The organism is Cupriavidus sp. 2KB_3, assembly GCF_052115685.1.
GTDB classification, from domain to species: Bacteria; Pseudomonadota; Gammaproteobacteria; order Burkholderiales; family Burkholderiaceae; genus Cupriavidus; species Cupriavidus campinensis.
This window is the reverse complement of the sequence record NZ_JBFRHD010000013.1, coordinates 1-20,020: the sequence shown is the minus strand read 5'-3', so window position 1 is coordinate 20,020 and position 20,020 is coordinate 1. Positions and strand designations below refer to the sequence as shown.

16 protein-coding genes are annotated in these 20,020 nt (G+C 67.6%); 10 read left to right on the top strand and 6 right to left on the bottom strand.

From position 1 onward, the window contains the following. Position 1: 1 nt before the first annotated feature. Together AB4120_RS15265 and AB4120_RS15260 are read left to right on the top strand one after the other, a co-directional pair. Entirely contained in the window at positions 2–964 is a 963-nt protein-coding gene (locus AB4120_RS15265) for a D-2-hydroxyacid dehydrogenase family protein (protein ID WP_149138385.1), read from the top strand. 27 nt (positions 965–991) lie between these two features. Beyond that, positions 992–2,491 (top strand): MmgE/PrpD family protein, encoded by a 1,500-nt coding sequence (locus AB4120_RS15260; RefSeq protein ID WP_441642542.1) that lies wholly within the window; start codon positions 992–994, stop codon positions 2,489–2,491. Between the two features lie 53 nt (positions 2,492–2,544). On the opposite strand, the gene AB4120_RS15255 is transcribed toward AB4120_RS15260, so the two are convergent. From AB4120_RS15255 to AB4120_RS15245, 3 genes are all read right to left on the bottom strand, one after another. Next, complete coding sequence (locus AB4120_RS15255) at positions 2,545–2,886, bottom strand: hypothetical protein (protein ID WP_149138384.1); 342 nt, start codon at positions 2,884–2,886, stop codon at positions 2,545–2,547. 26 nt (positions 2,887–2,912) lie between these two features. Beyond that, the gene (locus AB4120_RS15250; RefSeq protein ID WP_149138383.1) at positions 2,913–3,212 is read right to left on the bottom strand and encodes a DUF4258 domain-containing protein; all 300 of its coding nucleotides are present in this window, start codon (positions 3,210–3,212) and stop codon (positions 2,913–2,915) included. Between the two features lie 297 nt (positions 3,213–3,509). Next, complete coding sequence (locus AB4120_RS15245; protein ID WP_149138382.1) at positions 3,510–4,973, bottom strand: MFS transporter; 1,464 nt, start codon at positions 4,971–4,973, stop codon at positions 3,510–3,512. A gap of 231 nt (positions 4,974–5,204) precedes the next feature. Between AB4120_RS15245 and AB4120_RS15240 the strand changes: the two genes are divergently transcribed. Further along, complete coding sequence (locus AB4120_RS15240) at positions 5,205–5,963, top strand: SDR family oxidoreductase (RefSeq protein WP_149139329.1); 759 nt, start codon at positions 5,205–5,207, stop codon at positions 5,961–5,963. Positions 5,964–6,003: 40 nt separating this feature from the next. On the opposite strand, the gene AB4120_RS15235 is transcribed toward AB4120_RS15240, so the two are convergent. Further along, complete coding sequence (locus tag AB4120_RS15235; RefSeq protein ID WP_149139328.1) at positions 6,004–6,510, bottom strand: ankyrin repeat domain-containing protein; 507 nt, start codon at positions 6,508–6,510, stop codon at positions 6,004–6,006. Positions 6,511–6,636: 126 nt separating this feature from the next. After that, positions 6,637–8,085, bottom strand: a complete 1,449-nt coding sequence (locus tag AB4120_RS15230) for a catalase (protein ID WP_149138381.1) — start codon at positions 8,083–8,085, stop codon at positions 6,637–6,639. 267 nt (positions 8,086–8,352) lie between these two features. On the opposite strand from AB4120_RS15230, the gene AB4120_RS15225 reads away from it, so the two are divergent. Then, a complete protein-coding gene (locus tag AB4120_RS15225) occupies positions 8,353–9,747 on the top strand; it encodes a selenium-binding family protein (protein ID WP_149138380.1) in 1,395 nt (464 codons plus the stop codon). An 18-nt stretch (positions 9,748–9,765) separates the two neighbouring features. Continuing rightward, complete coding sequence (locus AB4120_RS15220; protein WP_149138379.1) at positions 9,766–10,425, top strand: hypothetical protein; 660 nt, start codon at positions 9,766–9,768, stop codon at positions 10,423–10,425. Here the strand turns inward: AB4120_RS15220 and AB4120_RS15215 are convergent, their stop codons facing one another. Further along, positions 10,426–11,283, bottom strand: coding sequence for a DUF3626 domain-containing protein (locus AB4120_RS15215; RefSeq protein WP_187645291.1), 858 nt, complete (start codon positions 11,281–11,283; stop codon positions 10,426–10,428). Positions 11,284–11,506: 223 nt separating this feature from the next. Here AB4120_RS15215 and AB4120_RS15210 point away from each other — a divergent pair, with 223 nt between their 5' ends. The 5 genes from AB4120_RS15210 to AB4120_RS15190 form a co-directional block, all read left to right on the top strand. Continuing rightward, positions 11,507–14,671, top strand: a complete 3,165-nt coding sequence (locus tag AB4120_RS15210; protein WP_149138378.1) for a response regulator — start codon at positions 11,507–11,509, stop codon at positions 14,669–14,671. Next, positions 14,653–15,579, top strand: coding sequence for a CheR family methyltransferase (locus AB4120_RS15205; RefSeq protein WP_149138377.1), 927 nt, complete (start codon positions 14,653–14,655; stop codon positions 15,577–15,579). The genes AB4120_RS15210 and AB4120_RS15205 overlap by 19 nt, the downstream gene beginning before the upstream one ends. Before the next feature lie 10 nt (positions 15,580–15,589). Then, positions 15,590–16,201: a chemotaxis protein CheB gene (locus AB4120_RS15200; RefSeq protein WP_149138376.1), complete on the top strand. Its 612-nt coding sequence runs from the start codon at positions 15,590–15,592 to the stop codon at positions 16,199–16,201. A gap of 8 nt (positions 16,202–16,209) precedes the next feature. Next, positions 16,210–17,331 carry a hybrid sensor histidine kinase/response regulator gene (locus tag AB4120_RS15195; protein WP_149138375.1) on the top strand — a complete coding sequence of 374 codons (1,122 nt, stop codon included), beginning with the start codon at positions 16,210–16,212 and terminating at the stop codon, positions 17,329–17,331. 290 nt (positions 17,332–17,621) lie between these two features. Continuing rightward, the coding region (locus AB4120_RS15190; RefSeq protein ID WP_441642541.1) for a type VI secretion system Vgr family protein at positions 17,622–20,020 on the top strand (2,399 nt) is incomplete at its 3' end.

The window sequence follows — 20,020 nt, the reverse complement described above, 5'->3', positions numbered from 1 at the left end:
CATGGCGCGGCCCCGGATTGCGGTACTGGGCGACTACGAGCGCGCCCTGACCCGGCTGGCGGACTGGTCGGCCATCCAGGCGCAGGCGGACGTGGCCTTCCACCACGCCCCGCTGCGCGGGGACGCGCTGGCCGCCGTACTGCGCGAGGCGGACGTGCTGGTGTTGGTGCGCGACCGCACGCCGCTGGACGCCGCCACGCTGCGGCTGGCCGAGCGGCTGCGCTACGTGGTCTTCACCGGCACGCGCAACACCACGCTCGACGTGGAAGCGCTGCGCGCGCGCGGCATCCCCGTCGCCAATACGGAATGGGGGCCGTCCAAGGAGAGCACCTGCGAGATGACGTGGGCGCTGATCCTGGCGGCCACGCGCCAGCTGGAGATGCAGATGGCGACGATGCGGCTCGGCGGCTGGCGGCCTGCGGAGGCGCTGCCGCTGCCCGGCGTACTGCACGGCGAGCGGCTGGGCCTGATCGGGCTGGGCGAGATCGGCAAGCGCGTGGCGCGCGTCGGCAAGGCGCTCGGCATGGAAGTGGTGACGTGGAGCCCGCGCATGACGCCCGAGCGCGCGGCGGCGGAAGGCGTGACCGCGGTGAGCCTGGAGGCGCTGCTCTCCACCTCGCGCGTGGTCAGCCTGCATCTGGTGCCGACGGCGGAAACCACGCGGCTGATCAACGCCGAGCGGCTGGCGCTGATGCGGGCCGACGCGCTGCTGGTCAACACCTCCCGCTCGGCCCTGATCGACATGGACGCGCTGCCACGCGCGCTGGACCGCCATCGCCCGGCCATGGCGGCGCTGGACGTATTCGACGTGGAGCCGGTGCCCGCCGACCATCCATTGCGTGCGCGTACAGATGTGGTTGTTACGCCACATGCGGGGTTTGTCAGCGAGCCAGTGTTCACGATGTTCGCCAAGGGCGTGGTCGGGACGCTGGCCTCGTGGCTGGAGGCGCAGGCCGGTTCGTAGAGCGCGATATAACAAGAGGAGACCGATATGTCAGATCCCCAGAAGCCGGCACGCCGGCGGGTGATGCAGTCCGCAGGTGCGCTGGCCGCGCTGGCGGCAACGCCGGGCGGGCTGGTCCGGGCGGCGGAGGTGGCGAGCGGCGAGGCCGGCAAGAAAGCTGCCGAAAAGGTCGCAAAGACCGACGTGACCGCCCGGTTGGCCCGCTACATGGTGGCGGCCCGCGACACGCCACTGCCGGACGAGGTGGCGCTGGCCTGCAAGCATCGCATCCTCGATACGATCGGCGCGATGGTATCTGGCTCCCGCATGACGCCCGGCGAGATGGCCGTAAAGTACGTGCGCGGGCTGGGTGGCGAGGCGCAGGCGTCTGTTATCGGGTCGTCCTTCCGCACCACGACCGTCAACGCCGCGCTGGCCAACGCGATGTGCGCGCACGCCGACGAGACCGATGACTTCGAGCCGGTAACCAAGGCGCATCCGGGCAGCGCGGTGGTGCCCGCCGCGTTTGCCGTGGCCGAGAAGGAAGGCCGCAGCGGCACGGACGTCATTCGCGCGGTGGCGCTCGGCTATGACTTGTGCTGCCGGCTGTTGATGGCGTTGGGGCCTGATCTGGTGCGCGGCACCCATCGCAGCGCCGAAGGCACCTCTTCGACATTCGGCGCGCTCGGTGCGGCGGCGTCGCTGGCGCGGCTGGACGAGACCGGCATGCGCTACGCGATCTCCTACTCGGCGCAGCAGGTGTCGGGGCTGTGGAGCTGGGTCAAGGACAAGGACCATATCGAAAAGGCGTTCGACTTCGCCGGCATGGGCGCGCGCAACGGCGTGACAGCCGTCGGCATGGTGCAGGCGGGGCTGACTGGCGTGGCCGATGTGCTCGACGGCACCCACAACCTGTTCATCGCGCTCTCCACCGCGCCGAAGCCGGAGGCCATGGTGGACGGGCTCGGCAGCCGCTTCTACGTGACCGAGACCGCAATCAAGACCTTCTCGGTGGGCTATCCGATCCAGTCGCCGCTGGACGCGCTGCTGACACTGCGCAAGCAACACGGCCTGACCCCGGACAACGTGCGCAGCATCCTGGTCAAGCTGCCGACCGACGCGGTGGGCATCGTCGGCGAAAGCGCGATGCCGGACGTCAACTGCCAGCATCTGGTTGGCCTGGCGCTGGTCAAGGGCGCCGTGTCGTTCACGGACAGCCACGACGTGGCCCTGATGCGCGACCCGACCATCGCCGCGCAACGCGCCAAGGTGACGGTAGTGCCCGACGCGGCCCTGATGGACCCCACCGCCCCGCGCGGCGCGGTGGTCGAGGTCACGACGACCGACGGCCGTACCGTCAGCCACTTCACCAAGTTCCCGCCGGGCACCAAGGAAAACCCCCTGAGCACGGAAGCCGTCAACGCCAAGGTCCGCGACCTGATCGTGCCGGTGCTGGGCAAGGCAAAAAGCGAGAAACTGATCGACCGGATCAACAACCTTGAGAAGGTGGGCAATATCCGGGAGTTGCGGGCGTTGTTGGTGGTGTAGGTAAAACAGGGCGGGGCGGTGCGCCTGCGCGCGGCCCCATTCCCTAGGGGGTGTCAGGCTGCCTTCGGCCGCTTGGGCTTGCTGTCTCCCTGCGCGGCCGCGCCACGCCGGCGTTCGTTGACGTACTTGACCGCGAGGCGCTTCATTTCTGCTTCCGCAAAGCGGCGCAGCGCCTCGCGCATGAGCGGCTGGTAGCCCATGCCGTGTTCTTCGGCGAGGAACTTGAAATCGCTGATCAGCGATTTTTGCAGGCGGATCGACACTGCCTGCAGGCCAAGTGCCCGGTCAAGTGCCGCGGATTCGTCGGGCGCGACGACGGCGTGTGCCTCGTCCTCCCCGAGGTCACCCTGCTCCCACGCTTCGACAGTTCCCGGAATTTTCTTGGCGTTGCTCATGTGCTACTCCTGTTGCAAAGGTTGATTCATGACCGCCCGGCCAGGCACATCCGCCGGTAGAACGCCACGGTGGGCAGTGCCGGTTCATACGCGGTCTTGAGAAAAATAGTGTCGTCCCTTCTGACGTAGACGATCTTGAGCATGCGGCCAGTGTCCGTCTTCGCGCAGAACCAGTGCGTGGGCGGGTCCGAGGCGTGTTCCTCGCGGTCATCCACGAGGATCTGACCCACCCGGTTTGCAAAGGCTTGCCGGATCTCCGCATCGCGAATGCCGCCGTGCTTTGCCACAAGCTTCTTTGCGATGGCTGGTGAGATGACGATCTTCAAATGCTACCCCCTATTTGTATATACGGCAATACGCTTGTTGGGCGAGTTAGCCGTGTGGTCCGGGGGCGCTGCGTCGCGTTTTACGCGATTTCTTGGGAATTATCCGGTTTGAAGTGATGCTGTGGTGGCATATTGTCGTATGTACAGAATATGGGCAATGGCCACTATGCCCACTGTCGGCAACACCCCACGGTGTGTGTCCAAAATGTAAAAACCCCACGCTCTCTCAAGCGTGGGGTTTCCTTTTGGCGCAGACCTGTGGGGAACCTGCCGGCTCCCCATCGGCGGATCGGCGGATCAGAAGTCTTCGGCGTCCACGTCGTAGTTGGCCGGTTCCCAGCGGATGGCCAGCAGGGCGATCAGGCCGGCCAGCGGGGCCAGGGCGATGACCCAGAACACCTTGGTGCTCAGCGCGGCGGCCAGCACCGGGAACAGGAACAGCGATGCCGTGGAGCTGGCGCGCATCAGCGTCTGGTTGAAGCCGACGCCCACGCCGCGCAGCGACGTCGGGTAGCTCAGCGAGGCATAGGTCATGGTGTGCGCGCCCGGGCCGAAGCCCTGGCCCAGCAGGAACACGGCCAGGAAGGCGATGGCGGCGACCACCTCGGGGGCACCGTGGGGCTTGCCGACCAGCGCCAGGCCGATCAGCGCGGCGAGCTGGAAGGCGTAGCCGGTCACGGTCAGCTTCCAGGCGCCGGTCTTCGGCACCAGGTGCACGCCAATCAGGCCGCCGACGAAGGCGAACAGCAGGTTCAGCGCCAGCGAGACCAGGATCGTGGTCAGCATCGACTGCGCCAGGAAGCTGGCGATGATCACCGGCAGGCCGAACGCCACGGCGTTATAGGCGAACGACGAGGCAATCGACATCACCGTGGCCAGCACCGTGCGGCGCGCGTACACGCCCTTGAGCAGCAGCCCGTAGTTGCGCCACGAGGCGGGGCGCTTGGGCGGCTCGGCCACGGCGTCCGGGGCCACCACGGCGTCGATGCCGTAGGACTGGCGCAGGATCTTGGCGGCGCCTTCCAGGTCGCCCTGGTTGGCGGCCCACACCGGCGATTCGCTCATGTAGCGGCTGCGCACGGCGATGATGACCAGCGCCGGTACGGCGCCGAAGCCGAGGATGATGCGCCACAGCAGGGTGCTGTGCGATTCCGGCAGCGCCGAGTAGCAGAGCAGTACTAATAGATAGGACACGCAGATCGCGGCATACCAGGTGGGGCACCACATCGCCACCCGGGACGCCTTGTTGCCCTTGCCCTGGAGCTTGGAGAACTCGGCCAGGAAGGCCATGGCGACGGGCAGGTCGATGCCGACCCCCAGCCCCATGACGAAGCGGGCGCCGGCCAGCACGTATTCGTTCGGGGCAAACGCGCAGGCGATGGCGGCCACGACGAAGAAGACCATGTCGGCCATGAACACGCGGTAGCGGCCGATGCGGTCGGTGAAATAGCCGCCCAGGAACGCGCCGACGATGGCGCCGAACGTGATGGCCGACGCCACCATGCCGGTGCCGGCGGGCGACAGGTTGAATTCGCGGGTGACGTCCTTCAGGCCGAAGGCCAGGGCGCCGAGGTCATAGGCATCGAGGAAGATGCCGCCCAGCGCGATGGCCACGACGATCCGGGCATTGCTGACGGCGGCGCCGCCCTGGTTGACCAGCTGGGCCACATCGGCGGCGGAACGGATGGTCGCACGGGCGGGCGCGGCCGCCGGGGCGGCGGCCTGCGTCGCGGCGGGCGACAGAGCAAGATCGGCAGACATGATTGGGGGCGATTGAAAGAAAATTGCGCGTGGACCGGGCGCAACCGGCCCTGTCCGCAAGAAAAGACTGCCGAATGCTACGGGAAGCCGCTCCGCCGGCCAAATGCTTTGTTGTTATATCTTTAGATCATGATCGAAATGCGACGCCGGGAATGGCTCCCAAGGCATTTTCAGGCGCGGCGGACTATCATCGGCGGTTGCGAAAACAGGAGACAAGGCATGACCCAAGGCATGACCCAAGGAAGCAAAGTCGCGCTGGTCACGGGTGCGGCCCGTGGCATTGGCAAGGCCGTGGCGCAGGCGCTGCTGGCCGATGGCTACCAGGTGGTGCTGGCCGGCCGGACCGCCGCCACGCTCGAGGCGCTGGCTGCGGAGGCCGCCGCTGCCGGCCAGACCGCACTGGCTGTGCCGTGCGATGTCAGCGACCCGGCCTCGGTCGACCAGCTCTACGCCCGGGTGCGCGAGCGCTTCGGCCGGCTCGACGTGCTGTTCAACAACGCCGGCATCAACGCTCCGGCCATTTCCATCGATGAACTGTCGGTCGAGCAGTGGAAGGCCGTGGTCGATACCAACCTGACCGGCGCCTTCCTGTGCGCGCGCGGTGCGTTCGCGCTGATGAAGTCGCAGGACCCGCGCGGCGGGCGGATCATCAATAACGGGTCGATCTCGGCCCACGCGCCGCGGCCGAACACGGTGCCCTATACGGCTACGAAGCACGCCATCACGGGGCTGACCAAGAGCCTGTCGCTCGATGGCCGCGCCTGGGACATCGCCTGCGGCCAGATCGACATCGGCAATGCCGGCACCGACATGGCCAACCGCATGGCGCGCGGCGTGCCGCAGGCCAATGGCGAGATTCGCCCGGAACCGCTGATGGACGTGGCGCATATCGCCAGTTCGGTCCTGCACATGGCCAACCTGCCGCTCGAGGCCAATGTGCAGTTCATGACCGTGATGGCCACCAAGATGCCGTTCGTCGGCCGAGGCTGAGCCGAGGTGACCTGAGCTGACCTGACCTGCCCGAAGCCGCCTAGTGGCGCGGCCCGCCCAGATGGGTAGCCGCGCGGCCCGCGCCCATGAAGGCGGCGGCATCGGCGGCGGAGAGGCCGCGATGGTCGCGCGCGTCCGGGTTGGCGCCATGCGCGATCAGCAGATCGACGATTTCGGTGCGATTGAACATCGCCGCCGTCATCAGCGCGGTGCGGCCGTCCGGCGAGGCACCTTCCACATCGGCGCCGTGCGAAAGGAGCGCTTCAATCACTTCTGTATAGCCCTTGAACGCGGCGCCCGCCAGCGGCGTCTGGCCGGCCGCGTTGCGCAGGTCCGGCGAGGCGCCGGCCTGGAGCAGCGCGCGCACCGCCTCCACATGGCCGTGGTAGGCGGCCAGCATCAGCAGGCTGTCGCCCTTTTCATTGCGCAGGTTGGCCGGCATGCCGCGCGCGATCAGCGCACCCAGCGCCGGCGCGTCGCCCTGGCGCGCGAGGTCGAATACTTCGCCCAGTGCGGCCACCATGCGGGATTCCTCTTCCGCCGTCATCGTGCCGGTGGGGGTGGGTGGGGTCGATGTCTGGTCCATGGCGGTTTCCTGTTGTGCTGCCTTGTGTCCTGCCTTGCGGTAACCGGGCACCCCCGGGGCCGGAGCCCCGGAGTGCCCGGTTGCGACTTACTTCCGGCCTTCGATCCGCTCGATCGCGGCGGCTACGCCCTGGCCGTAGGCCGGGTCGGCCTTGGTGCAGTGCTCGATATGGCGCTGCTGGATATGGCGCGACACGCCCTTGATGGAGCGGGCCGTGTTATCGAACAGCACCTGCTGCTGGGCCGGCGTCATCAGGCGGAACAGGTCGCCCGGCTGCGAGAAGTAGTCGTCGTCCACGCGATGGTTCCAGTGGTCGGCGCTGCCTTCCAGCGTCAGCGGCGGCTCGCGGAAATCCGGCTGCTCGACCCACTCGCCACGCGTGTTCGGCTCGTAGGAGGTCTTGCCGCCCTGGTTGTCGTCGATGCGCATGCGGCCGTCGCGGTGATAGCTGTTCACGTACTTGGCGGCCTTCGGCGCGTTGACCGGGATCATCGAATGGTTCACGCCCAGACGGTAGCGCTGGGTGTCGCCATACGAGAACAGGCGGCCCTGCAGCATCTTGTCCGGCGAGAAGCCGATGCCCGGCACGATGGTCGACGGCGCGAACGCGGCCTGCTCCACCTCCGCGAAATGGTTCTCGGGGTTGCGGTTCAGCTCCATCACGCCCACTTCGATCAGCGGGAAGTCCTTCTTCGACCAGATCTTGGTCAGGTCGAACGGGTTGACGCGGTACTTGCCAGCCTCGGCTTCCGACATGATCTGGATGAACAGCTTCCAGCGCGGGAACTCGCCGCGTTCGATGGATTCGTACAGGTCGCGCTGGTGATACTCGCGGTCACCGCCGGTGATCTCGGCGGCTTCGGCATCGGTCAGGTTCTGGATGCCCTGTTCCGTGCGGAAGTGGAACTTCACCCAGTGGCGCTCGTAGTTGGCGTTGATGAAGCTATAGGCGTGGCTGCCGAAGCCATGCATGTGGCGCCACGAGCGGGGGATGCCGCGGTCGCTCATGATGATGGTGACCTGGTGCAGGGCCTCGGGCAGGCTGGTCCAGAAGTCCCAGTTGTTGTCGGCGCTGCGCATGCCCGTGCGCGGGTCGCGCTTGACGGCGTGGTTGAGGTCGGGGAACTTCAGCGGGTCGCGCAGGAAGAAGATCGGGGTGTTGTTGCCAACCAGGTCCCAGTTGCCTTCCTCGGTATAGAACTTCATCGCGAAACCACGGATATCGCGCTCGGCATCGGCCGCGCCACGCTCACCGGCCACCGTGGAGAAGCGCAGGAACAGTTCGGTTTTCTTGCCGATTTCGGAGAACAGCTTGGCGCGCGTGTACTTGGTGATGTCATGCGTGACCGTGAAGGTGCCGTAGGCGCCCGACCCCTTGGCGTGCATGCGGCGCTCGGGAATCACCTCGCGGTCGAAGTGGGCCAGCTTCTCCAGGAACCATACGTCCTGCAACAGGGCTGGGCCGCGCGGACCAGCGGTCTGAATATTCTGGTTGTCGACGACGGGCGCGCCGAAGGCGGTCGTAAGCTTGTTCATGGCATTTCCTTTTTTGGGGCAGGGGGTGTTGAAAAGCACTATCGCAGAACGACGGCACCAAGTCATATCGTATTGATCAATAAAGGCGATAGGTGTCAGTCATTCCGAACGCGATTTCAGCAATTTAGGAGAACGGCTATCGTGCCGATAAAGGGCGCCTGCCCGCCATAACACCTTGGGATAGGACGTCTGAACGCAAGGATCATGGACGTCACATGGGCCGGGCATGTCCTATAGTTCAAGCCCGCAGTCCACCGGAGGCGCATCATGGCCACCTGGAAGCCCGACCCGAGCTTTTACCCGTCTCCGCGGCTGGCCGCCAAGGCGCCGCCCGAGACCCTGGCCTACGTGGCGATGTTCGACCCCGGGCGCCAGCAGCCGGACGGCATCGCCGTGGTGGACGTGGACCCCGCATCGGCCACGTACGCGCAGATCGTCGGGCAGGTGACCATGACCCATGCCGGCGACGAACTGCACCATTTCGGGTGGAATGCCTGCTCATCCTGCCTGTGTCCCAACGCGCCGCATCCCCATATGGCGCGGCGCTATCTCGTGGTGCCGGGCCTGCGTTCCTCCCGTATCTATATCCTCGATACCGGCCCGGACCCGCGCCAGCCGGCCATCTGCCGGGTAATCGAGCCCGAGGAACTGGCCGAGCGCACCGGCTACAGCCGTCCCCACACGGTGCATTGCGGCCCGGGCGGCATCTACGTGACGGCGCTGGGCAACGCCGAAGGCAAGGGCCCGGGCGGCATCGCCATGCTGGACGCCCAGAGCTTCGACCCGCTCGGCCAATGGGAGGTGGAGCGCGGTCCCCAGTATTTCGCCTATGACGGATGGTGGCACCTGGGCTATGACACGCTCGTGACAAGCGAGTGGGGCACGCCGGACATGATCGAGGACGGCCTGGTCGCCGACATCCTGCTCGGCGCGCGCTACGGCCGGAAGCTCCATTTCTGGGATTTCACCGGCCGCAGGCATCTCCAGGAGATCGATTTCGGCCCGGACTACCAGCTGGTCTTCGAACTGCGCCCCGCGCACGACCCGACCAAGGCCTACGGCTTCGTCAACTGCGTGCTGTGCCTGAAGGACCTGTCCTCGTCGATCTGGACCTGGTACCGCGACGGCGATCAGTGGGCGGTGAAGAAGATCATCGACATCCCCGCCGAGCCAGCCGACCCGGACCAGCTCCCGCCGATGCTCAAGGGCTTCGGCGCGGTGCCGCCGCTGGTCACGGACATCGACCTGTCGATGGACGACCGCTTCCTCTACGTGTCCTGCTGGGGTACGGGCGACCTGCTCCAGTACGACGTCTCAGACCCCTTCGCCCCGAAGCTCACCGGCAAGGTGCGGATTGGCGGCATCGTCGCGCGGGCCGGGCATCCGGGCGCGCCGGGCCGCAGCCTGAACGGCGGGCCGCAGATGGTGGAGGTCAGCCGGGACGGCCGGCGCGTCTACTTCACCAATTCGCTCTATGGCGCGGTCGATCCGCAGTTCTACCCCGAGGGGCTGGACGGCTGGATGGTCAAGCTCGATGCCGCGCCCGACGGCGGCATCGCCTTCGACCCGCGCTTTTTCCTCGACTGGCCCAAGAGCCATCGTCCGCACCAGGTGCGCCTGCAGGGCGGCGACTGCTCGTCGGATTCCTACTGCTTTCCCTAGCCTTCCCGGGGGGCGCGCATGCAGACGTGGACGCCTACATGGACGGCAACATGGAGTGCGTGGTGGCCCTGGCTGACGATTGCGGGGCTGGGCCTGTTCCACGGCCTGAACCCCGCCATGGGATGGCTGTTCGCCGTGGCGCTGGGCCTGCAGCGGGGCCAGCGCCGCGTGGTGCTGTGGTCGCTGGTGCCGATTGCGCTGGGCCACGCGGCTGCGGTGGCGCTGGCCGTGGGCGTGGCGCTCTGGGTGGGCAGCGTGCTGCCGCACACCGGCTTCGCGCGCGTGGCCGGCGCAGTGCTGCTGGGCTGGGCGATCTGGCACGTGGCGCGCGGGCACCGTATGCGCCCGCGCGTGGGCATGCGGGCCGGCATGCTGGGGCTGGCGGGCTGGTCGTTCCTGATGGCTGGCATGCACGGCGCCGGGCTGATGCTGGTGCCGGCGCTGATGCCGATCTGCGCCACGCCCGGGGCCACCCAGTTCGACGCCGCCGGCGCGCTCGGTCCCGCCATGCTGGCGCTGGGCCTGCACACGGCGGCGATGCTCGCGGCCATCTGTGCCGTGGCGCTGGTGGTCTACGATCGCGTCGGCGTGGCCTTCCTGCGCACCGGCTGGGTCAATCTCGACTGGATCTGGACCGCCGCGCTGGGCCTCTGCGGGGTGCTGCTGCTGGTGTTGTGATCAATTCCGGTTGCCGAAGCGCGCCAGCAAGTGCCAGACCTTCTTCAACTGCTGGGGATCGTGGCGGCCCGTGCGGGCGGCGGCGCCGATCGTGGCCGGGGTGAGCGGCTCGCTGCCGGCCAGCGTCGCGGCCAGTTCGGCGATGTGGGCGCCGCGATAGTCAGGCTGGGCGCGCAAGTCATCGGCAGTTGCCGAGAAACCCGCATGCCATGCCACCGGGCAGGGCAGGGCGCGGGCCAGCGCCTCGGTCTCGGTGCCCTGGTACGACGGGTCCAGCACGAGCGCCTCCACGTCGCGCGCCAGCCCCAGCGGGCCGTGCACATGCGCTTCTATATAGTGGTCGAGCGGATCGTCCGGCGGCTCGGCATGTAGCCGGTCCACCAGATCCAGCCGTTCGGCCACGCCGAAATGCACCGGATCGAACACGCTGTCCGGGTAGCAGAAGGTGGTCCGCGCCAGCACGCCCGCCACCAGCCGCAGATGGCAGGCGCCAAAGCGCGGCGAGCCCCCTTCGGGCCGATGGCGATGGTTGAGCGCGCCGTACTTGGGGCGCTCGGCCGGCGGCGCGGTGTCGTAGGCCTGGCCGAACATCCGGCTTTCCCAGTGCCAGCGGTCCCCGCCGGGGTGGGCGGTCAGCCCGCCGTTGCTGGTGCCGGTCTCGAACTGGGAGCGATAGACGCCATCGGCGGCCATGGCCGCGAGCAGCGGCACGCCGGCGTGCAGCCGGTCTGGGTGGAAATTCAGCGTCACGCGCCAGCCGGGGTCGAGCGGCGCGCCGTGGCTGCGCGCGGCCACATGGGCCAGGGCGCGGGTGGCGGGGGCGTCGGGGGCGTTGGGGTCAGCGTCAACAGGGGGCATGGCGGCTCCGGGGATGCCGGCAAGGCGGCAAGGCGGCACGGCGGCAAGGCAGCGATCGGCCGATTGTAGCGGCGCTGCGCTGCAGCAATTGTCGGCGCGACACCGACAGCCACGGCGCCCGTCGCACGGTACGATAAAGCGCCCTGGCCGGCATGCATGCTGGCGGGGGGCCGGGACGCCTGCCGCCGCGCCCGCCCGCTTCCATCCCATCGATCCTGCCGGTATGCAACCGACTTCCCTGCAACGCTTCCTGTTTGGCACGATCCTGGTGCCTGTCTCGCTTGCCGTGGTCTTCGCGGCGGATGCGTTCACGCCGCTCGGCCTGGCCGCGTGGCTGTTTTACCTGATTCCGATCTGCCTGTCGCTCTATTCGGACAACCCGCGCCTGCCGCTGCTCACCGCGGCGGTCAGCTCGGTGCTGCTGGCGATTGGGTACGTGGTCTCGCCGCCCGGCGCCGCGCCCGTCGTCGCCATCGCCAATCGCTCCATCGGCTTCCTGGTGAACTGGTTCCTGGCCGTGGTGATCTACCGCTACCTGGTCGGCCAGGGCGCCATCCAGCGGCTGATGTGGGTGCAACAGGCCCAGGTGCGGATTCATCAGGAGGTGCGCTCGGCGCAGTCCGCCGGCAATGTTGGCGATGCGCTGGTGCGCGCGCTGGCGCATGCGCTCGATGCCCACGTGGGCGTGGTCTATCAGTACGTGGATGGCCGCCTGCACCGGCTGGCCACCTGGGCATTGGCCGATGCGGACCGCGCGCCGGCCACCCTCGCGCCCGGCGAGACGCTGGCCGGCCAGGCCGTGACCGAGAACCGCGTGATCGCCGTGGGCGGGCTGCCGACCGACTACCTCCCGGTGGCTTCCGCGCTGGGCCGCACGCGCCCCACCGAGATCGTGGCCGCGCCGCTGACCGCCGAGGGCGAGGTCGTCGGGATGATCGAACTGGGCTTCGTCACGTCCCGGCGCGGTACCGCCGATGTGGTGGAACTGCTGGAGCGCATCGGCGAGCCGGTCGGCATGACGCTGCGCGCCGCCAGCTACCGGGGCCGGCTGGAACACCTGCTGGGCGAGACCCAGCGCCAGAGCGAGGAATTGCAGGTCCAGCAGGAGGAACTGCGCGTCTCCAACGAGGAGCTGGAGGAGCGCGGCCGCGCGCTGATGGACTCCCAGGCGCGGCTGGAAACCCAGCAGGCCGAACTCGAGCAGACCAACGTCCAGCTGGAGGAGCACACCCAGCGGCTGGAGACCCAGAAGCGCGAGATGCTCGCCTTCCAGGCCGAACTGGCCGCCAATGCACGGGCGCTGGAGCGCTCGAACCAGTACAAGAGCGAGTTCCTGGCGAATATGTCGCACGAGTTGCGCACGCCGCTGAACAGCGCGCTGATCCTGGCGAAGCTGCTGCAGGAGAACAAGGACGGCACGCTGACCGACGAGCAGGTCCGCTATGCGGCCACCATCCACGCGGCCAATACCGACCTGCTGAACCTGATCAACGACATCCTCGACCTCTCCAAGATCGAGGCTGGTCACCTGACCATCGAACCGGAGGCGGTGGAACTGGACGCCTTTACCGCCCGGATTTCGCAGATGTTCGACCATGTCGGCGAGCAGAAGGGCGTGGTTTTCCGTGTGGAGCGCATGCCGGGCCTGCCCGATGCCATCGTCACGGACAGCCAGCGGCTGCAGCAGATCCTCAAGAATCTGCTATCCAACGCCTTCAAGTTCACCGAGAAGGGTTCGGTCACGCTGGCGCTGGTCGCGCAGGGCGACGATGCGATCCGTTTCGAGGTGCGCGACACCGGCATCGGCATTCCGCGCGACAAGCAGCAGGTCATCTTCGAGGCCTTCCAGCAGGCCGACGGCACCACCAGCCGCCGCTACGGCGGCACCGGGCTGGGTTTGTCGATCTCGCGCGAGCTGGCGCGGCTGCTGGGCGGCGCGATTGCCGTGGCCAGCGAGCCCGGGGAGGGCAGCGTGTTTTCGCTGACCGTGCCGCGCACGCTGGTGGCGGATGCCGCCACGCAGGCCGGGCTGGTCACGCCGCCGGCCGCCCCCGAGCGGGTTCAGGCCCCGCCGTCGCAGGCCATGCCGCTGCCGCCGGTGGCGCGGGCCGCGCCGGTGCCTGCCCCGGAGGCGTCCGAAGCCGGGCCGGGCCCGTCGCCGTCCGGCTATCCCCAGCCGATTGCCGACGACCGCGACCATCGCACGCGCGGCAACCGCCTGATCCTGGTCGTGGAAGACGATATCGACTTCGCTGGCATCCTCTACGACCTCGCCCACGAGCTGGATTTCGACTGCATCCATGCCACCACGTCGAGCCACGGGCTGGAGCTGGCGCGCCACCACCAGCCCTGCGGCATCCTGCTCGACGTGGCGCTGCCAGACCAGTCGGGCCTGACGCTGCTGGACTGGCTCAAGCACGACCCGGCCACGCGCCACATCCCCACGCACCTGATCTCGGTCAGCGACCACGCCGAAGCGGCGCTGCATCGCGGCGCCATCGGCTACACCTTCAAGCCGAGTGAGCGCAACAAGCTGGCCGAGGTGATGCGCGGGCTGGAAGCGCGCATGGCGCCGGGCCAGCGCCGGGTGCTGGTGATCGAGGATGACCCGGCGCTGCGCGAGAGCATCCGCGCGCTGCTGCAGTCGGTCCAGGCCGAGATCGTTACCGCCGGCAGCGTGGCCGGCGCGCGCGAGGCGCTGGCCGGCGCCGCGTTCGACTGCGTGGTGATGGACATGGTGCTGCCGGACGGCACCGGCCACGACCTGCTGGCCCACATGGCCAGCGATGGCGCCGCGCAGATGCCGCCGGTCATCGTCTACACCGGGCGGCAGCTGTCGGCCGAGGACGAGCAGCGTCTGCGCCGTTATTCGAAGTCGATCATCATCAAGGGCGCGCGCTCGCCGGACCGGCTGCTGGACGAGGTGACGCTGTTCCTGCACAGCGTGGAGTCCCAGCTGCCGCCCGAGCAGCAGCGCATGCTGCGCGCCGCGCGCAGCCGCGACGATGCCTTCGACGGCCGCAAGCTGCTGCTGGTGGAGGACGACGCGCGCAATATCTTCGCGCTCTCCAAGGTGATCGAGCCGCTCGGCGCCACCGTGGAGATCGCCCGCAGCGGGCGCGAGGCACTGGACATGCTGGCGCGCCACAAGGACGTGGACCTCGTCCTGATGGACATCATGATGCCGGAGATGGACGGCATCACGGCCATGCGCCATATCCGCCAGATGCCCGAGTACGGGCGGCTGCCGATCATCGCGCTGACCGCCAAGGCGATGCCGTCCGACCGCGAGGCGTGCCTGCGCGCCGGGGCGAACGACTACATCGCCAAGCCGATTGATGTGGATCAACTGCTGTCCCTGTGCCGCGTATGGCTCCACGAAAGTTGAACACCCCGGACGCCGCGCCGCTGCCGCCGCCGTCATTGCCAGTGTCATTGCCACTGCCCGTGCCGGTGGTGGATCGCGGCGAGACGGCGCTGCCCGACGCCAATTTCGAGATCGAGCTGGAACTGCTGCTCGAGGCGATCTTCCGCAAGTACCAGCACGATTTCCGGCACTACGCGCGGGCCTCGGTGCGGCGGCGGTTGCAGCAGGCGCTGCACGACCTGGGCTTTGCGACGTTGTCGCAACTCCAGGACCGCATGCTGCGCGACCCGGCGCTGTTTGCGCGCATGCTGCAATACCTGACGGTGCAGGTCAGCGAGATGTTCCGGGACCCCTCCTACTTCTGCGCCATCCGCGAGCACGTGGTGCCGGTGCTCCAGACCTACCCGTCGATCAATGTCTGGGTGGCGGGGTGCAGCAGCGGCGAGGAATTGTGGTCGCTGGCCATCCTGTTCGAGGAGGAGGGACTGGCCGAGCGCACGGTGTTCTACGCCACCGACATCAACCCTGACGCGCTGGCCATCGCCCGGGCGGGTGTGTACGATGCGGGGCGCCTGCGGGCGTTCGGCGCCAACTACCTGGCGGCGGGCGGGCGGCGCTCGCTCTCGGACTACTATCATGCAGCCTATGGGAAGGCCAAGTTCAGCGCCAGGCTGATCCGCCAGTCGGTGTTTGCCGACCATAGCCTGGCCACCGACAGCGTGTTCCAGGAGGCCCAGCTGATTTCCTGCCGCAATGTGCTGATCTATTTCGACCGCGCGCTGCAGGACCGCGCCATCGGCCTGTTCCACGACGCGCTGGCGCGGCGCGGCTTCCTCGGGCTGGGCAGCAAGGAGAGCCTGCATTTCAGCGCCCACGCGGGGGATTTCGAGCCACTGGTGCCGCGCGAGCGGCTGTACCGCAAGCTGTGAAGGAGGCGCGATGGCAGGGCTGATCGATGCACAAGGGCATGCCGGATGCGCCGCCGTGGTGATTGGCGCGTCGGCCGGCGGCGTCGAGGCGTTGTCCGTGCTGTTGCCGATGCTGCCGGCGGGCTTCCGGCCGGCGCTGCTGATCGTGATGCACCAGCATCCGAACCAGCCCAGCCTGCTGCCCGAGCTGTTCGGCGCGCGCTGCGCGCTGCCCGTGTGCGAGGCCGAGGACAAGATGCCGGTGCGGCCGGGCCATCTCTACCTGGCGCCGCCGGACTACCACCTGCTCGTGGAGCGGGTACCGGAGGCGCCCGAGGACGTGGAACTGGCGCTCTCCGTGGAGCCGCCGGTGCGCTTCTCGCGGCCCTCCATCGACGTGCTGTTCGAGTCGGCGGCGGTGGCGTGGCGTGACCGGGTACTCGGCGTGCTGCTCTCGGGCGCCAACGACGATGGCGCGCGCGGCCTGGCGATGATTCGCGCGGCGGGTGGCCGGGCGTGGGTGCAGTCGCCGGACAGCGCCGCCGTGGAAACCATGCCGCAGGAGGCCATCGACCGGGGCGCGGCAGACCGCGTGCTGACACTGGAACAAATCGGCCAGCGCCTGGCCCAGTTTTCTGAATGACCCTGACCATGCAAGCTCCGATCAAGATCCTCGCCGTCGACGACATCGCCGCCAACCTCACCGCCCTCGATGCCGTGCTGGCCAAGCCCGATGTGCAGATCGTCCACGCCAATTCCGGCGCGCAGGCGCTGGAACTGCTGCTCGAGCACGACTTCGGGCTGGCCATCCTCGACGTACACATGCCCGAGATGGACGGCTTCGAGCTGGCCGAGCTGATGCGCGGCAGCAAGCGCACCAGCCATATCCCCATCCTGTTCCTGACGGCGGCCGGAGAGGACAGCGCGCGGGCATTCCGCGGCTACGCTTCCGGCGCGGTCGATTTCCTGTTCAAGCCGATCGACGCGCGCGTGCTGGCGGCCAAGGTCGACGTATTCGTGCAGCTGGCCCGGCAGAAACAGCAGCTGGCCGAACAGCTGGAAACTGCCCAGCAACTGCTCAAGACCAACGAGATGCTGATGGCGGTGCTTGCGCACGACCTGCGTACACCGCTGTCGGCGATCATCGCGTCGGCGTCGTTCCTGGGGCGCTTCGGCGGCGAGGAGAAGCTCAAGCCGGCCACCGACCGCATCTCGCGCAGCAGCCAGCGCATGGCGCGCATGGTGGACCAGCTGCTGCACGTGGCGCGGCTGCACGGCGGGCGCGTCAAGCTGGAGCCGCGCCAGGAAGACCTGCGCGCGATCTGCGCGGCCATTGTCGATGAGTGCGAGGCGTCGCACGGCAAGGAGCGCGTGGTACTGGAAACCGTGGGGGATACGCTGGCGACCATCGATCCGGACCTGATCTCGCAGGTGCTGTCGAACCTCGTCGGCAATGCCCTGCATCATGGGGACCCGGCGGTGCCGGTGGTCGTGGCCGTGGATGGCACGGCGGCCGAGCGCCTGGCGGTAACGGTGACCAATGGCGGGGTGATCGATGGGGCGACCCTGCCGCATGTCTTCGAGGCGTTCCGCTCGGGCGGCGGAGACAGCGCCGAGGGGCTGGGCCTCGGGCTCTATATCTCGCGGGAGCTGGCCGCCTTGCACGGCGGAAGCGTGGAGGCCGCTTCGTCGGCGGCCCTGGGCACCACGGTCTTCACCGTGACGCTGCCCCGCGCGTGCTGCGGGACGCAGGGGATCATCCTGCCGGCCTAGCCAGCGCATCGCGTGGTGACGCTGTCCGCCATCGACGTCCGATTGCAACTGGGCGATTTCCGATTCCGGCGGATGCCGTCGCAATCGCTAACACGCGCAGCGGTATCTATCTATAGAAGAACCCTGAATCTGCATGGCGATTGAGCCTTGATCAAACGCCCCTGAGTTACCAAAGCCAAAGCATTTCCACCCCCTAAGAATCCGTTTATCGTGCGGCGCGCAAGGCTCGCGTCGCACGATGCGTTGTCCTTGCAGCAGGCTTTATCAGGCTGACAATGGAGCGCAAAGGCATGGCGGATCTTGGGGAAGAACTGAAGGCTTACAGCGGCGCGCTGGGCGAGGGGCTGACCGGGCGACAAGCCTATTTTCTGGCGGTGCCCGGCGCGGCAAGCGCGGCGGCGCTGTCCGTGGTCTCCTTCAAGGCCGTGGAGCGCCTGGGCGAGCCCTACGCCGTCACCATCCAGCTCACGCACCCGCTCGAACTGAGTCAGGCCGACTACCTGGGCAAAGCGGCAACGTTTTCCATCGAGCCGGACGCCGGCGCCGAACCACGCAAGTTCGCCGGCTGCATCACGCATTTCAGCAAGACCCGCCAGACGCACGATTTCTGCGGCTTCGAGATCGTGGTGGAGCCGCTCGTGGCACGGTTGCGCCTCACGCAGGCCAGCCGCATCTACCAGCGGCAGACCCTCCCGGAGATCATCGAGGCGATCCTGCGCCGCCACGAACTCAAGGGTCACCAGTTCATCTTCCGGCTGCGGCGAAAGTATCCGCAGCTTGCGTTCCGCATGCAGTATCGGATGTCCGACTGGGACTACATCCGGCTGCTGATGGAGCAATCCGGCATCTATTCCTATTTCACCCCGGGCAAGTTTGGCGAGATGATCGTCTTCGGTGACGACATCGACCATTACCTCTACCAGCCGGAACTGCGGGTGCCGTACCGGGAGACGGCGGGGCTGGAGTCCGGGCAGGAAACGGTGTTCGCGCTCCAGACCCATGCGAAGACCATCCCGGCATCATTCCGGGTGGCGGATTTCAATCCCGACAAGGCGTGGGAGCGGCCTACCGGCGACGCCAACGTCGCACGCAAGGAGAAGACGACCTACGGCGAGTCCTATGTCTACGGCGCCCATCATCTCAACTTCGACGATGCCAAATGGGAGGCGCAACTGCGCCATGAGGCGAAGGTTGCCGAACAGCTGGTCTACGCGGGCGAGAGCAACGTGCTGGCGCTCTGCCCGGCGCGTATCCTGCGCATGGACCTGGCCCTGCCCGACGCGCCCAATGGTCAGGTCATCACCGAGGTCATCCACACCGGCGCCCGCGACGCCGCCTATCGCAATACGTACCGGGCGATTCCTTCCGACCGGCGCTTCCGCCTGCCGATGGACGAGGCGAAATGGCCGCGCATTGCCGGCACCCTGAGCGCGCGCGTCACGTCGCCGGGCGATTACAAGTACGCCTACCTGACCCAGCACGGCCACTACATCGTCCGCTTCGATTTCGACTTCGACGCATGGCCCAAGGGCGGCGAAAGCGTGCCGCTGGCGCTGGCCAAGCCGTTCGCGGGCGCGCGGCAGACCGGCTTCCACTTCCCGCTGGTGGACGGCACCTACGTGGACGTCGCTTTCCGCGACGGCAATCCCAACAAGCCCTACATCGCACACGTGCAGCACAACAGCCAGCACGGGGACGTGATCACCAACCAGGACCGCTGGCTCTCGCGCAACGTGATTCGTACGCAGAGCAATAACAAGCTGCGCTTCGAGGACTGGGAGGGGCAGGAGGGGATCAAGCTTTCCACCGAGTATGCGGGCAAGAGCCAGTTGAACCTTGGGTGTTTGGTGGATAGCAAGAGGAAGAAGCGCGGGGATGGCTTCGAGCTTCGCACGTCAGGTTGGGGCGCGATACGGGGTGGGAAGGGGCTGTTTCTCACCGCCGATGACCAGCCGCGGGCAGGTGGGAAGCAACTCGCGATGGAGGCCGCCATTGCACAGCTCGAAAGCGCGCTACAGGTAGCGCGTGCCCTCGCAAATTCCGCAAAAGCCGCCAATGCCGCAGCCGCAGACACCGATGCGCAGAAGGAGGCGATCGCCGCGCTCAACCAACTGAAGGAGCCTTCGCTCCTGGCGAGCGCGCCTGCGTCGGTCGGTATCGTCGCCGGGCGCGGCGCACAGATCGCGGCCCGGGAAAGCATCGCCGTTGTCGCCGAGAGAAATATCGATCTGAGCGCGATCAAGACATTCACCGTTGCAGCAGGGGAGGCGGTTTCCCTGTTCGCGCAAAAACTTGGCATGAAGCTGTTCGCGGGCAGGGGCCGCGTAGAGATCCAGGCGCAAAGCGACGCCATGTCGATGGCTGCGGACAAGGACGTCAGCATCACCAGCGTGGATGGCGCCGTCCATATTGCCGCCAAGCGGGAACTCGTACTCGAATGTGGCGGGGTCTTCGTTCGGCTCGCCGACGGAAACGTGACCATTGGCGGGCCGGGCGACCTCATCCTGAAGGTCATCTCCATGCAAAAGCAGGGGGCGTCTAGCCTGCGCGAGGCCAGGCAGCCCCTGCCGAAGCCACCAGGACTCTACGACGAGCAGTTCACGCTGAAGGACGAGCACAGCGGGGAGAGTTTGCCGCACATCCCCTACCGGATAGAAACCGCAGACGGCAAGGTGTTTCGCGGCGTGAC